Here is a 14,321-nt window from a genome sequence, read left to right as displayed (position 1 = left end):
GAATCAATCTACGCCAGCTTCGCCAGCAGCTTCATGAAAGTGGCGGCCTCCTTGACCGTGAGCGGCGCCAGCGTTTCCTGCGTGATCTCCCTTGCAAGCGGGATCAGGCGCTCGATCGCGTCGCGGCCCTCGGCCGTCAGGTTGACCAGCAGCCGCCTTTTGTCGACTTCATGCCTGGAAAGCTCGACAAAGCCACGCGCCTTCAGCCGGTCGATGACGCCCTTCACCGTCGCCGCATCCATGGCGATCAGCGTGCCGAGCTGGTTCTGCGAGGTCTCGCCGACATCGCGCAGCTTGGCCAGGGCCGCGAATTGCGGCGGCGTCAGATCGGCGATACGGGCGGCGAAGATCGAGACATGGCGCTGGTGCGCCTTGCGCAGGATGAAGCCGACCTGTTCCTGCAGCAGGTAGTCGTGGTCGTCGGCCTCTTCGGCCTCGACCAGCTTGAGCAGGTTGTCCCCGCCGCTCACCGCAACCCGTCCCAGGCTTTTATGTCGTCCGCCGCGAGGCCACCCATGCGGTTATGGACGCGAGGGCCGCAGGTCATGACGAGGCAGAACAGGATCTCGTCAGGACGCGGGCCGTCGCTGATGCCGACTTCCATGGCGTCGAAATGGCTCCGCACATAGGCGGCGTTGATATGGCCGAGCGGCACGTCGAGCTTTGAGCCGAAGGCGCCGACCTTCTTGGCCGAGGGCACGATCGCCTTGGCATCGCCCAGCCGCTCGCGCATCGCGTAACCGCCCGGCACGTGCCACAGCGCACCATGTTCCAGTTCGCCAGCCGTGCCGACGATGGCGCCCTTGCCGTAGCCATCGATCTGCTTCACGTCACCGCCGAGTGCGGCGATCAGCCGGTCGGCGAGCAGCAGGCCGAGCGGCTTCAGATCGTCCATGGCGCTTTGCAGATCTTCGACATAGCGCCCCGCGAACGGATTCCTGACCACGGCCATGGCGGCGGCACGCCGGCGCGGCACTTCCGCGACCGGGCCGCCTTCGTGAAAGATCTCTTCGCTCAGCACCGCGATCTTGCGGATCGGAAATTCAGGCATGGGCAACTTCCTCCGGTTCATGCTTGTTGGACGCGGCCAGTGCAACGGAGCCGCTGATACGGGCTTCCCCGCCAAGAAACAGCGCCGATGCGGCAATCAGGCCGCGGCGGCGAAAATCTTCGGCGACGGCAAGGCCATTGTCCAGCGCCCGCGCCACCTCATCAGGTGCAAGCGTGCCGACGCCTTGTGTCACCAGCCGCGCGCCAAGATCGCTGTCGGGCGACAGCTCGTGTGCGGGAATGCGCCTGATGGCGGCATTGCCGGGCAGGTCCACCGCGTTGGCGATGAGCGTCGCCGCCGCATCGGCCTCGGCGCCAGTCCGCGCGAGCACGGTGACGGCGTCGGCAATGCCAAGCGAGAAGGAGCGGCCACGCCAGCCGCTGGTTGCGACGCCACGCACGCCATCTTGCGCGCGGATCGTGATCCGGTCGGCCATGCCGTTGCCGGTGCCGGCGACCGCCAAGCCAATCGACGTGCCCTTGTCGAGATGGAGGGCGCTGTCGCCGCCATTGTTGACATAGGCGCGGTCGAGCTTGCGGCCGGCAAGCAGCGCGGCGATCATTTCGTCGGCTACCGATCCGGCAACGGCGGCCATCGGGGTGATGAAGCATTCCGCCAGGGGCATGACGGCTGCTTCCATGCGGCGCGCCGTCGGGCCGGCGAAGACGCGCGGCGCCAGGAAGAATGCAGGAAGGCGCAGTTCGGGAAGCTCCTCGACCAACTCGATCAGGATCGTCTGGAAGCGCGCGACGGCTTGGGCGTAGGCCGCGCGACACTCATCGGCATCACCAAAAGCCTCGACGATCAGGTCGATCGGCCCATGGTTGAGATGCAGCCGCTTGCCGTCCTGCAGCCAATGCGCTTGCGGACCGTGCATCAGCCGGCCCCGTCCGAGCCCGTGCGGCGCAACTGCGCCAGTGGCGGCCATGGATTTTGGGTTGCAGCACCCGTGCCGCGCCGGGGATTGAGATACTCGCCGCCCTTGGCGACGATGTCCGCGACGCTGCGTATCTCCGCCTCGTAGCCGCCGAGCCTGAGGTAATCGTCGCGACGCAGGGTGAACTCGATCGGCGCCACCAGCGCCGGCGTCGGCACATAGCCGAAGGCGCCTTCCGGAACCTTGGTGACATCGACCATCAGCGTGATGCCGCCGCCCGGCCAGACATAGACCGGCGCGCCGCCCACGGTGACATAGGTTTTCAGGCCTTGCACGGAGCGGGTGAGATTGACCGGGTTTTCGGTGACGCCGGCACGCAGCGAGCCGCCGGCGCCGCCAATGAACAGCACGGTGCACAAGGCCGGCTCGCAATTGTCCTCGATCAGGTTGACCGATTTCCGCAGCCGATCGGGAAACGGCTTCTGCACCGGTTTCAGCTCGTCGTCGAGCTCGTAATAAGCGAACTGCTCGCCGGTGGTCGAAACCATCAGCAGCGACAGGCCGGGGCGCGCGCCCTTCTTGGCATTCCACTCGCCAAGAATCGACAGCGGATCGGAAATGCTGGTGCCACCCCAGCCCAATCCTGGCTCGGAGACCTTGAAATAGCGGCCCGGTGTCGAGCGGCGGCCGATGATCTTGATGCCGGTATCGTGCCAGCCCAGTACCTTTCCGGCCTGGTGTTCGGAGACGACGCCGGTGATGTGGTCGTCGACCACCACCACCTCGTCGACCAGCCCGCGCCATTGCGTGGCGAACATGCCGATGGTTGCCGAGCCGCAGCCGACGCGCATGCGATGTTCCTGCTTGCCGTCGATGACGGGCGGTTTGCCGGCTTCGACAACGACCGTGGCGCCGCCGGCTATGCTGAGCTCCACTGGTTTGCGGTTGCACAGGTTGAGCAGCGCGTCGCAGGTAGCGCGGCCTTCCGCCTTGGAGCCGCCGGTCAGATGATGCACGCCGCCCAGCGACAGCATCTGCGAGCCGTATTCTCCCGTCGTGACATGGCCGATCGCCTCACCCTCGGCCCGCACAATAGCCGTTTCGGGTCCGATATGGCGGTCGGTGTCGATCTTCACCTTGACGCCGCAATAGGAGAAGATGCCCTCGGTGACCACGGTGACGAGATCGACGCCCTCGACTTCCTGGCTGACGATGAAGGGAGCGGGCTTGTAGTCGGGATAGGTGGTGCCGGCGCCGATTGCCGTGACGAAGCGGCGGCCGGTGTTGACCAGCTCGCCGTCCCACTGCTCGCCCTCGGCGACAAAGGGCACCATGGCGGCGCCGGTCTCGGCCGCATGGTCCAGGATGGTCAGCGGGTCCATGCGCACGATCCGGCCCGCGACATTGCCATAGCGATCGCAGGCGCCGGTGCGGCCGTCAGCGATGTAGCACATGACGGGACAGGCATCGCAGCGGATCTTTTCCGCCACCAGCTTCTCGCCGGGATCATGGGTTTCGAAGCGTTCGGCAAGCTCGCTCATGCGCGTGCCTCCTTCTCGCGGATGGCCGCCAGGATGCGGCTTGGCGTTGCCGGCACCTTGGTGACCAGCACGCCGGTGGCGTGACGGATGGCGTTGAGGATCGCCGGCGCCGTCGGGATCAGCACGTGCTCGCCCAGGCCCTTGGCGCCGAATGGCCCTTCAGGATCGGGGACCTCGATAAGGATGGTCTCGATCGGCGGCACGTCGCCAATGGTCGGGATGAGATAGTCGTGCAGGTTCTCGGTGCGGCCGGGTATGTATTCTTCCATCAATGCCATGCCTATGCCTTGCGCGATGCCGCCTTCGATCTGGCCCTCGACCAGCAGCGGATTGATCGCCTTGCCGACGTCATGCGCGGCGATGATCCTGATCAGCTTGACCATGCCGAGCTTGAGGTCGACCTCGAGTTCGGCAATCTGCGCGCCATAGCCATAGACCGCGTAGGGCTTACCCTGGCCCTTGGCATCGAGGGGCAGCGTCGGCGGGTCATAGGTCTCCTCGGCACGGAAGACGAAGCCGTCGGCATCCATCTCGAGCGAGGCAAGATCGATACGGCGTGTCGCCTCGCCTTCGCGGATGACGATCGCCGGGCCATCCAGTTGAAGGGAAGCCTTGTCCGAGACATTGGCAAAGCGCAGGATTGTTTCGCGCAGGGCGCGGCCCGCCTTCTCGGCCGCCTTGCCGGTGACGAAAGTCTGTCGCGAGGCCGAAGTCTTGCCGGCGTCGGGGCTGATCGCCGTATCGGCGCTCTTCAACTGGAATTTTTCCAGAGGCAGGCCGAGCGCGTCGGCGCAAATCTGCGTGATGACGGTGTTGGAGCCCTGGCCGATATCGACCGCGCCCTGGTGCAGGATGACCGCGCCGTCAGCCACGATGCCGACCCGGATTGTCGACGGATTGGGCAGCGATGTGTTGCCGCAGCCATACCAGCACGAAGCGATGCCGACGCCACGCTTTCTATCGATACTGGCACTGTTGAAAGCATCCGCATCGGCCGTCGCCCGCGCCCAATGCGGCCGCAGGGCTTGAAGGCATTCGGCAATGCCGACGCCAGACTCCAGAAGCTGCCCGGTAACCGTTTCGGAGCCGTTCCGAAGACAGTTCTTCAGGCGAAAGTCGAGCCGGTCCATGCCGAGCTTGCCGGCGAGTTCGTCATACAGCGTCTCTTGCATGATCGTCGCCTGCGGCACGCCGAAGCCACGGAAGGCCCCGGCAATCGGGCCATGGGTGTGGATTGCGCGGCCCTCGGCGCGGTAGTTCGGCGTCGCATAGGGGCCGGAGGCGTGCACCGGCACGCGGTTGGCGACCGTTGGCCCCCAGCTGGCATAGGCACCGGTGTTGAAATCGCCTTCGAAGACCATGCCGGTGACGTAACCGTCGGCGTCGGCGCCGATGGTGGCCTTCATCCGCGCCGGATGGCGCTTGGTGGTCGACATCATGGATTCGTTGCGGGTGTACGCGAGCGCCGCCGCCCGCCCGGTCTTCAGCGCCACAAGGCCGATGAGAGGTTGCAGGGAAACGTCGAGCTTGGAGCCAAAGCCGCCGCCGGTCGCGGTCGGCACGATGCGCACCTTGTCGACGGCAAGGCCAAGCACCTTCGCCGTCTCGTCGCGGTCCATATAGGGCGCCTGTGTGCAGGCGACGACGACCAGCGTGTCGCCGTCGAGATAGGCATAGCCGGCTTCCGGTTCGATATAGGCGTGCTCGACATAGGAGGTGTCGATCGTGCCGCTCGCGGTGAAGGCCGCACTGGCAAGTGCTAACTCGGGATCGCCGCGTTCGACGAAGCCCTTGGTCAACAAATTGGCCGGGCGGCTTTCGTGGATCAGCGCCGCACCTGTGGCCTGCGCGTCGCAAGGCTGGAGAACATGTGGGAGCTCGGTCCAGCGGACCGGGAAATCCGACAGATCGAGATCGAGCATCGCCTCGCGCTCGCCGGCGACCAGGGCGACCGCCTCGCCGCGAAGCCGGGCAACGCCCTCGGCCAGCGCCGGCTGGTCGGCGAACGGGCCGATAACGCCAAAGCAGTTCTTGCCCGGGATATCGGCGGCCGTGAAGACGCCCGCAATACCGGGATGGCGGCTTGCCCAACCATCGATGTCGCCGAAGGCGAAGCCGGCATGATAATGCGGCGAGCGGATCACCAGCACGGCAAGCGCATCGGCCGGGAAAGAATCGCCACCGAATTTCTCGGCCCCGGTCACTTTTGGTACACCGTCGAGCCTGATCGGTGACGCGCCGATGGCGTGGCAGGACCGAGGCAGACGGAAATCCAGGCTCGCGGCCTGGAGGGAAGCCTCCATCACCGCCGCGATGATCTTCCGGTAGCCGGTACAGCGGCAGAGGATCCCGCCCAGCGCATCCTGCACCTCGGTCTCGGTCGGCCTGGGTTTCGTGTCCAGCAGCGCGGTTGCCGCGACCAGCAGTGCCGGCGTGCAGATGCCGCATTGCGCGGCGCCATGCGCCAGGAACGAGGCTTGCAGCGCCGACAGCCGGCCATTGGCGAGGCCCTCGACCGTCGTCACCGCGGTGCCGGCAGCCGAGGCCGCCGGCGTCAGGCAGGCGCAGACGGGGTCGCCGTCGACCAGCACCGTGCAGGCGCCGCAGTCGCCGGCGTCGCAGCCGACCTTTGTTCCCGTCAGCCGCAATTCATCGCGCAGCACCGAGGACAGCCGGCGCAGCGGCGGCACGTTGACCGAGACGGCGGCGCCGTTGACCGTGAAGGCGATATCAGCGCGATCCATGCTCATGCGGCCACCTTGTCGCCTGCCGGCTTTCCAGCGGCCTCGAGCACGGCGCGGGCAACGATCTCGCGCACCGCGTCCAGCCTGTATTCGGCGCTGCCGCGCACATCGGCGATCGGCGACAGCTCAGCCATCGGCGCCGAACGAACCGCGGCAACAAGCCCGGCATCCAGGGGAAGCCCGCGCAACGCCGCCTCGATACCGGCAAGCCGCCTGGCAACGGCGGAACAGGAGCCGACGGCGACGGCCGCATCCGCGACACTGGCATTCTCGACAACCAGACGCACCGCCACCATGGCTATGGAGATGACGAGATAGCGCCGGGCACCAAGCTTGACGAAGGCCGATGTGCCGGTGGGTTTCGGCACGTGGATGGCCGTCACCATCTCGCCAGGCTGCAAGGCCGTACGGCGGTTGCCCAGGATGAACTCCGCCAAGGGCAGATGGCGTGTCGCCGCCGCCGAGCGCAGCTCGACCTCGGCGTCGAGCACGAGCAATCCCGGCACGCCGTCGGCGGCCGGCGAAGCGTTGCAGAGATTGCCAGCGACCGAGGCAACGTTCTGGATCTGCGCCGAGCCGACCTCGCGCGCGGCCTGTTTCAGCGCATCGAAGGCCGGGGGCAAGGGATGGCGGATGATGTCGGTCCAGGTCGCGCGCGCGCCGATGATCCAGTGACTGCCGGTCTCGGCGATGCCGCGCAGCGCTGCCAGGCCGTTGATGTCGAGCACATTGTCGCGAAACGGCTTGCTGCCTTGCACCGGATAGAAATCCGTGCCGCCCGCAAGGATACGCCAGGCGCCCTCGCCAAGCAGCGCGAGCGCCTCGTCGACCGTGGTGGGTTTCGCGTAACGGATCACGCTTTGCCTTCCAACAAGATGGGCCTTCCCAATAAGATGGGCCTTTCCCGAAACCGGCCCTCCCAGGGAGCTTACCCCCGGGAATATCTTGCCGGTTTCAATCCGGCAAATTCATTCGTATGCAAATGATATCAAGACGGCGGAAATTGTCAAAGCCAGAGTTTACGCCGGTGCCAATGTGGCTGGCATCGCCACGCATTTGTTACGCCGCTGGAGGTTGACGCGGCCCGCCATCTGGTCAAGTTTCTCCCTCCGGTCGCGCCAGCGGCTTTTTCTTTCGCCGGGCCCCTCGTTCGGAGCCCGAGCCCTAGCCTGACAGGAAGGAGGCCCCATGGCCGACGAAGCGCTCGTTGTCATCGACCTGCAGAACGATTTTTGCCCGGGCGGCGCGCTGGCGGTGGCCGGCGGCGACGAGATCGTGCCGCTGGTCAATGACATGATCCGGCGAACCGACAATGTCGTGCTGACGCAGGACTGGCACCCCGCCGGCCATTCCAGCTTTGCCTCCAGCCATCCCGGCGCGCAGCCCTTTTCGATGATTGAGATGCCCTACGGCCCACAGACTTTGTGGCCGGACCATTGCATTCAGGGCAGTCTCGGCTCGGATTTCCATTCCGGCCTTGCCTGGACAAAGGCCGAGCTCGTCATCCGCAAGGGTTTTCGGTCCGCCATCGACAGCTACTCCGCCTTCTTCGAGAACGATCACGCGACGCCCACCGGGCTCGCCGGCTATCTCCGGGAGCGCGGTATCGACACGCTGACCCTGGTCGGCCTGGCGACCGATTTCTGTGTCGCCTTCTCGGCGCTGGATGCGGTCAAACAGGGTTTTAGAACCACGGTCAGGCTCGATGCCTGCCGTGGCATCGATCTCAACGGATCGCTCGAGACAATGCTGGCGAGAATGCGCGATGCCGGCGTGACGCTCGAAGATCACACGTCCGGCTGACCGCACCGTGGGGGGCAGAAGGGGATCTTTGCCGATGGCGATCGGGACGGCCGGTGCGATCGTCGTCGCGATGCTGTTTCCGGTATCGGCATTCGCGGCTGAAGAACACGGCCTGCCTGGCGCCACGATGTCGCTCTGGTGGGCGCTGCCTTTTGCCGGGCTGCTCCTGTCGATCGCCACCGGGCCCCTGCTGTTCCACCATGTCTGGGAACACCACTACGGCAAGATCACCGCCTTGTGGGCGGCGCTGGTGATCGTGCCGCTCGCGGTCGCCTTCGGTGCCCCGGCGGCAACCGAGGCGGTGCTGCACGCGCTGCTCACCGAATACATGTCGTTCATTGTCCTGCTGTTTGCGCTCTACACGATTTCGGGCGGCATCCTGCTTGCCGGCAATATTCACGGCACACCGCTGGTCAATGCCGGACTGCTGATCGTCGGGGCGCTGCTTGCCTCGGTGATCGGCACGACCGGCGCCTCGATGATCCTGATCCGGCCGATCCTGCGCGCCAACGACAACAGGCGTTTCAATGCCCATGTCGTCATCTTCTTCATTTTCCTGGTGTCCAACATTGGCGGCTCGCTGACGCCGCTCGGCGACCCGCCGCTGTTCGTCGGCTTCCTGCGCGGCGTCGATTTCTTCTGGACGACCACCAACCTCTACCGGGAGACGCTGTTCGTCGGCGTCGTCGTGCTGGCGGCGTTCCTGGCGATCGACCTCATCCTGCATCGGCGCGAGGCCGGCGCGCCGAAGATCAAGGATCCGACCCCGGATACGAAGGTGCGCCTGCGCGGCGTGGCCAACCTTCCGCTGTTGGCCGGTGTGATCGGCGCCATCCTGCTGTCGGCAGCCTGGAAACCGGGCGTGAGCTTTTTGATGTTCGGCGTCAGTCTCGAGCTGCAGAACCTGATACGCGACGCGATCATCCTCGTGCTGGCCCTGCTATCGCTTCCCCTCTCGTATAAGAGCCACCGCGAAGCGAACGGCTTCAACTGGGGTCCGATCGCGGAAGTGGCCAAATTGTTCGCCGGCATCTTCACCTGCATCGTTCCGGTCGTCGCCATTTTGAGGGCCGGCCATGACGGCGCGCTGGCGCCGCTTGTCGCGCTCGTCACCTCGGCGCAAGGCGCGCCAAACGACCTCGCCTATTTCTGGCTGACCGGGGCGCTGTCGTCCTTCCTCGACAATGCGCCGACTTATCTGGTGTTCTTCGAGTTGGCGGGCGGCGACCCTCAGCACCTGATGACCGAGTTCGCCTCGACGCTTGCCGCGATCTCAGCGGGTGCCGTGTTCATGGGAGCCAACACCTATATCGGCAACGCACCCAATTTCATGGTCTATGCCATTGCCAGGCATCGCGGCGTCAAGATGCCGGGCTTCTTCGGGTATATGCTGTGGTCCGGGCTGGTGCTGATCCCGACCTTTTTGATCGCGGGGTTTCTGTTCTTTGGCTAGATCCATTCGACGCAATTCCCGGGCTAAAGCGCTACACGCTTTCCCGGAAAAACCCGCTGCACACTTTTCCTGGAATTGCTCCCGTCAGCCGACACCGACATAGCGCCTGACCGCCGACGGGTCGGCGCGCAAGGTCTCGACATCGACCGTCTCGCGGTTGCGGCCGTTCTCGATAAAGCAAACGCGATCGGCGACCGACAGCACGGCATCGACCCGCTGCTCGACCAGGATGGTGGAGACACCCATCTCGCGCAGCTTTGACACCGTCTCGCGGATCTTGGCGATCATCGACGGCATCAACCCTTCGGTCGGCTCGTCGAGCAAAAGCACCTGCGGCTCGAGGCAGAGCGCACGCGCCATGGCCAGCATCTGCTGCTCGCCACCGGACAAGGTGCCGGAGCGCTGCCGCAGCCGCTGACGCAGCAGCGGGAAGAGGTCGAGAACGTTCTCGCGCGTCGCATTGCCCTTGCCGCGCGCCATCAGCCCGATCGCGATGTTCTCGGCCACAGTCATCTCGGCGAACAGCCGCCTTCCCTGCGGCACATAGGCGACGCCTGCCTTCGGCACGTCATGCGCCGGCAGGCCGGTCAATTCTTGCCCGGCGAGCCTGATCGAGCCGGCACTCGCTGGAACCAGGCCCATGATCGCCTTCAGCGTCGTCGTCTTGCCGGCGCCGTTGCGGCCGAACAGGCAAAGCACCTCGCCCTTGTTCAGCACGAGATCGAGCCCGTAGAGCACCTGGACCTCGCCATAGAAGCAGTCCAGCCCCGAGATCACCAGTGCATCGGTCTTGCTCGTCTCCCTCATGGGGCCGTCCCCAGATAGGCGTCCTGCACCGCGGCGTTGTCGCGGATCGCTTCCGGGGTGCCCTCGGCCAGGATCCTGCCGGCGTTGAAGACGGTGATGCGGTCGGCGAGTTGCATGACGACCGGCATGTTGTGCTCGATCAGCAGCACGGTGGCGTTCTTGGCGATGTCGCGCACGAGTTCGATGAAATTATCGATCTCGCTGTCGGCCAGGCCTTGCGTCGGCTCGTCGAGGATCAGCAGGCGCGGCTTCAGCGCCAGGCCCATCGCCACTTCCAGCAATCGTTGATGCCCGTAAGACAATTGCCCGGCCGGCATATGGGCGCGGCCGGCCAGCCCGGTGCGTTCGAGCGCCGACATGACGCCGGCCCGTACCGCACCCTTCGAGCGGCCGTCGCTCAGCGTGCGCTGCACCGGCAGCGCGACATTGTCATAGGCGCTGAGGTTGGCGAAGACGCTGGTGATCTGGAATGTGTAGGCGATGCCCTGGCGGACCCTGACATAGGCCGGCAGGCCGGTGATGTCGGCGCCGTCGAAGAGGATCGCCCCCGAAGAGGGCTGGATGCGGCCGCTGACAAGGCTGACGAAGGTGGTCTTGCCCGCGCCGTTGGGGCCGATGACGGCGCGGATTTCTCCGGGCATCAAGGTGAAGTCGACGCTGTCGACGGCGCGCAAACCGCCGAAATTGCGCGACAGACCCTTGGTGGTCAAAAGCGGCGTCATGGCAACCACCCGAGCCAGCGCTGGCGGATGCTGCCGAGAATGCCCTTCGGGAAGAACAGCACAAGCAGGATCAACGCGATGCCGACGATGAGCAGATACGCCGATGTGTAGCCGCTGGTGACGTCGATGACATAGTACATGAACAGCGTGCCGATCAGCGGTCCAAGCGTTGTGGCAGCACCCCCGAGCAGCACCCACAGCAGCGGCAGGATCGAATACTGCACCGAGGCGAAGCTCGAGCCGACATAGCCGAACAGCAGCGCGTAGGCGGCGCCGGACGCCGCGCAGATCGTGCCGGAGACGACGACGGCTGCGAGCTTGTTGGAGAAGGTGTCGTAGCCCAGCATCTTCGTGCGCTCTTCGTTTTCACGGATGGCGACCAGCACGCGGCCAAAGCGGGAGCGGACGATGGCGAGCATCATCAGAAGCACGAGCGAGAACAGCGCCAGCGCGCTCATGTAGCGCACGGTCGGATCGGTGAGGTCGAGCGAGGTTCCGCCGAAAGTGAGGACACGCGCCGGCTGCGGCACGACCATGCCCTGGTCGCCCCCGGTCCAGGCCGCGAAATAGAGGATGGCGAGATAAAACACCTGGGCGAACATCATGGTGACGATCATGAAGGCGACGCCCGTGGTGCGCAGCGCCAAGAGGCCGATGATCAGGGAGAGAACGGCCCCACAGCCGAGACCCGCGGCGAATGCCGCCGGCACGCTCCAGCCGAGCTGGATGACCGCAAGGCCGGCGCCATAAAGCCCGGCGCCAAAGAACATGGCATGGCCGAGGCTGAGCAGGCCGACATAGCCGAACAGCATGTTGTAGCCCATCGCGAAGACCGCCAGCACCATGATGCGGGCGAGCAGGCCGTGATAATACTCCGGCAGCAGGAAGCTCAGCACGAAGAGCAGGGCAATCACACCGAGGTGCAGCGCGTACGCCTTTGCCGGCGAAGCTTCGCTCATCGCGATGCCGTCCCAAACAGGCCTTGCGGCCGGAACACCAGCACCATGGCGACCAGCAGCGTGGCGATGATCTTGGCCAACGTCGGCGAGAAGAACATCGAGATGATGCCGTCGGACAGGCCGATCAGTACGGCGGCGACGACGGTGCCGCGCAGCGAGCCGAGACCGCCGATGATGACCACGATGAAGGACAGCAGCAGTGGGTCCTGCCCCATCAGGTAGTGCGCCTGGCTGATCGGCACGATCAGCACCGCGGCGATCGCCGCCAGCATGGCGCCGAGCGCGAAGACGCCGCCATAGACACGGCCGACAGGGATGCCGAAGGCCTGCGCCGTTTCGCTGTCATATTGCGTGGCACGCATGATCAGGCCGATTTTCGTGCGCGTCAGCACAAGCCATGTCGCTATCAACAAGAGAGCGGATGCGGCGATAACAGACAACTTGTAGCCGGAATAGCCGAACCACGGCAAAAGGATGCGGTAGCTGAAAGGCGGCTCGACGGGTCGCGCTTCGGGACCATAGAAGGTCAGCGCCAGCTGCTGGATGATGTAGAGCATACCGATGGTGGCGACGATGGTGGCTTCCGGATTGTAATTGAGCCGGCGCAGCACCAGCCGTTCGGCAATCAACGCGATGGCGCCGACGATCAGCGGCGCAATCACCAGCGCCGCCAGGAAGCCGAGGGCCGGATGGCCGCCGATTGCCGATGTGATGGCCCATGCAAGCACGGCGCCGAGCATGAAGAACTCGCCATGGGCGACGTTGACGACGCGCATGACGCCGAACACCAGCGACAAGCCAAGCGCGGTCAGCGCCAGCACGGCCGAGGTGACGAGGCCTTCGAGGGTTGCGAGGAGGAGGTGGGGGCCGAAGTGCATCGATTACACGTCCGATAGGGTGGCGCGAAGCGCCCCCCTCTGACCTGCCGGCCGGCCCGGAGCGATAGCGCAGGGCCAGGTCCGGCAGGACAGAGGGGGGTGGCTTGGCGCTCACGCTTGCTGGAATGAGCCTAGAGCGCCTGCGTCGTGTAATCCCCTTCGGCTTCGTAAAGCCCGTCCTCGATCTTGGTCTTGTGGACGACCTTCAGCTTGCCGCCTTCGACCTTGGAGATGTTCTGGATGCCAAAGCACTGGTGGATCTTGCCGTTGAAGGTTTTTGGTCCTTGCGGATGCTCCGGCCCTTCGGCGAATTCCTTCAGCGCTTCGGTCGCCTCGACCAGCTTGGCGCGGTCTTCCGGTCCCTTGTAGCCGGCGTCTTCCATCGCCTTCTTGACGACATAGAGCGTTTCCCAGCAACCGAACATGTGCGCGGCGGTGGAGACGTCCTTCGGGTCGCCGACGGCGGCGCCATTGTCGTCGATGCCGACGGCGGCGCGATAGGCCTTCTGCGCTTCGGTGTCATCCGGCTGGGCGTAGCGCGGCGAGCCTTCCCAGAAATGGCTGCCGTCGAGGAATTCGAGGCCGGGGCTGTTGATGTCGACGGCTTCGAGCGAATCGATGAAGCCGAACAGCTGCGGCCGGTTCGAACCGTAGAACTCGCCGAGCTCCTTGACGAAGGTGAGCACCGCCGGACCGACCATGACGTGGTAAATCACCTCGGTTTCGGCCGGTATCTGCGGGAAGTATTTGGTGAAGGAACTCTCCGTCGGCGGAATGGCGATCTGCGCGATCACCTCGGCGCCTTGCGCCTTCAGCGCCGGCGGCAGGTAATCGCGATGGTCGTAGCCGAAGGCGAAATCGGGGAATATCTGCGTCACCTTCTTGCCGGCATTGGCCGCGATCCACGGCGCCATCGACTGGATCTGGCTCTTCACGTCGGTGATGCCGGGCTGGAAGACGTAGCGGTTGAGCTTGGTCGAGGCGACATGATGCCCTTCGCTGACGACGAAATAGGGCATCTTGGCTTCGCCGGCGGCCGGAGCCGAACCGATGACGACGTGCGAGAACAGTGTGCCGAAAACGATGTCGGTCTTGTGCTGCGTGGCGAACTTGCCGACCACCTCGGCGCCGCGACCGGGATCTGTGCCGTCGTCCTCGATGATCACCTCGACCTGGCGGCCGTTGATGCCGCCGGCGGCATTGATCGCCTTGATGGCGGCGGCGGTGGTCTTCTCGTACCAGCGGCCGTAAGCGGCGCCGATACCGGTGCGGTGCGACTGGAAGCCAATCTTGATCGGCGCGGAGCTTTGCGCCTGGGAATAACGGACGAAACCGGGCGCCATGGCGAGGCCGGCACCAGCGGCGATCCCCTTCAGCGCGGTGCGGCGGGTGAGTGTGGTTTTGGAGAGGTCGAAAAATCCGTTCTTGTCAGTCACGTTCGTTCCCCTGTTTTTGCGTTTTGACCAACGATAAGGCGGCTCGAACA

Annotated in this window: 13 protein-coding genes; 2 read left to right on the top strand and 11 right to left on the bottom strand. The window is 65.1% G+C overall.

Annotated elements, in window-relative coordinates; all coding sequences use genetic code 11:
• Nucleotides 1–8: 8 nt before the first annotated feature.
• The 6 genes from FJ434_RS03620 to FJ434_RS03595 are packed head-to-tail and all read right to left on the bottom strand — an operon-like array spanning nucleotide 9 to nucleotide 7,070.
• Complete coding sequence (locus tag FJ434_RS03620; RefSeq protein WP_140508339.1) at nucleotides 9–470, bottom strand: MarR family transcriptional regulator; 462 nt, start codon at nucleotides 468–470, stop codon at nucleotides 9–11.
• Nucleotides 467–1,051: an amino acid synthesis family protein gene (locus FJ434_RS03615; protein ID WP_140715468.1), complete on the bottom strand. Its 585-nt coding sequence runs from the start codon at nucleotides 1,049–1,051 to the stop codon at nucleotides 467–469. Before FJ434_RS03615 ends, FJ434_RS03620 begins: the two co-directional genes overlap by 4 nt.
• Complete coding sequence (locus tag FJ434_RS03610) at nucleotides 1,044–1,928, bottom strand: UPF0280 family protein (RefSeq protein ID WP_140748796.1); 885 nt, start codon at nucleotides 1,926–1,928, stop codon at nucleotides 1,044–1,046. The genes FJ434_RS03615 and FJ434_RS03610 overlap by 8 nt, the downstream gene beginning before the upstream one ends.
• On the bottom strand, nucleotides 1,928–3,469 hold the full coding sequence (locus FJ434_RS03605; RefSeq protein ID WP_140748793.1) for a 6-hydroxynicotinate reductase: 1,542 nt from the start codon (nucleotides 3,467–3,469) through the stop codon (nucleotides 1,928–1,930). Before FJ434_RS03605 ends, FJ434_RS03610 begins: the two co-directional genes overlap by 1 nt.
• On the bottom strand, nucleotides 3,466–6,219 hold the full coding sequence (locus FJ434_RS03600; protein WP_140748790.1) for a molybdopterin-dependent oxidoreductase: 2,754 nt from the start codon (nucleotides 6,217–6,219) through the stop codon (nucleotides 3,466–3,468). The genes FJ434_RS03605 and FJ434_RS03600 overlap by 4 nt, the downstream gene beginning before the upstream one ends.
• Nucleotides 6,216–7,070, bottom strand: coding sequence for a xanthine dehydrogenase family protein subunit M (locus tag FJ434_RS03595; protein ID WP_140748787.1), 855 nt, complete (start codon nucleotides 7,068–7,070; stop codon nucleotides 6,216–6,218). Before FJ434_RS03595 ends, FJ434_RS03600 begins: the two co-directional genes overlap by 4 nt.
• A gap of 331 nt (nucleotides 7,071–7,401) precedes the next feature.
• Here FJ434_RS03595 and pncA point away from each other — a divergent pair, with 331 nt between their 5' ends.
• The gene (gene pncA / locus FJ434_RS03590; RefSeq protein WP_140715458.1) at nucleotides 7,402–8,016 is read left to right on the top strand and encodes a bifunctional nicotinamidase/pyrazinamidase; all 615 of its coding nucleotides are present in this window, start codon (nucleotides 7,402–7,404) and stop codon (nucleotides 8,014–8,016) included.
• A 34-nt stretch (nucleotides 8,017–8,050) separates the two neighbouring features.
• Nucleotides 8,051–9,469 (top strand): sodium:proton antiporter, encoded by a 1,419-nt coding sequence (locus FJ434_RS03585; protein WP_140748784.1) that lies wholly within the window; start codon nucleotides 8,051–8,053, stop codon nucleotides 9,467–9,469.
• A gap of 84 nt (nucleotides 9,470–9,553) precedes the next feature.
• On the opposite strand, the gene FJ434_RS03580 is transcribed toward FJ434_RS03585, so the two are convergent.
• From FJ434_RS03580 to FJ434_RS03560, 5 genes are all read right to left on the bottom strand, one after another.
• Nucleotides 9,554–10,276 (bottom strand): ABC transporter ATP-binding protein, encoded by a 723-nt coding sequence (locus FJ434_RS03580; RefSeq protein WP_140508323.1) that lies wholly within the window; start codon nucleotides 10,274–10,276, stop codon nucleotides 9,554–9,556.
• Complete coding sequence (locus FJ434_RS03575; RefSeq protein ID WP_140508321.1) at nucleotides 10,273–10,998, bottom strand: ABC transporter ATP-binding protein; 726 nt, start codon at nucleotides 10,996–10,998, stop codon at nucleotides 10,273–10,275. Before FJ434_RS03575 ends, FJ434_RS03580 begins: the two co-directional genes overlap by 4 nt.
• Nucleotides 10,995–11,957 (bottom strand): branched-chain amino acid ABC transporter permease, encoded by a 963-nt coding sequence (locus FJ434_RS03570; RefSeq protein ID WP_140748782.1) that lies wholly within the window; start codon nucleotides 11,955–11,957, stop codon nucleotides 10,995–10,997. The genes FJ434_RS03575 and FJ434_RS03570 overlap by 4 nt, the downstream gene beginning before the upstream one ends.
• A complete protein-coding gene (locus tag FJ434_RS03565) occupies nucleotides 11,954–12,835 on the bottom strand; it encodes a branched-chain amino acid ABC transporter permease (RefSeq protein ID WP_140748779.1) in 882 nt (293 codons plus the stop codon). Before FJ434_RS03565 ends, FJ434_RS03570 begins: the two co-directional genes overlap by 4 nt.
• 131 nt (nucleotides 12,836–12,966) lie before the next feature.
• Nucleotides 12,967–14,271, bottom strand: coding sequence for an ABC transporter substrate-binding protein (locus FJ434_RS03560; RefSeq protein WP_140715448.1), 1,305 nt, complete (start codon nucleotides 14,269–14,271; stop codon nucleotides 12,967–12,969).
• Nucleotides 14,272–14,321: the final 50 nt, after the last annotated feature.

This window comes from Mesorhizobium sp. B2-5-13 (assembly GCF_006440535.1).
GTDB classification, from domain to species: Bacteria; Pseudomonadota; Alphaproteobacteria; order Rhizobiales; family Rhizobiaceae; genus Mesorhizobium; species Mesorhizobium salmacidum.
Note: the sequence above shows the minus strand (reverse complement) of the source record. Positions and strands in the feature narration are given on the sequence as shown.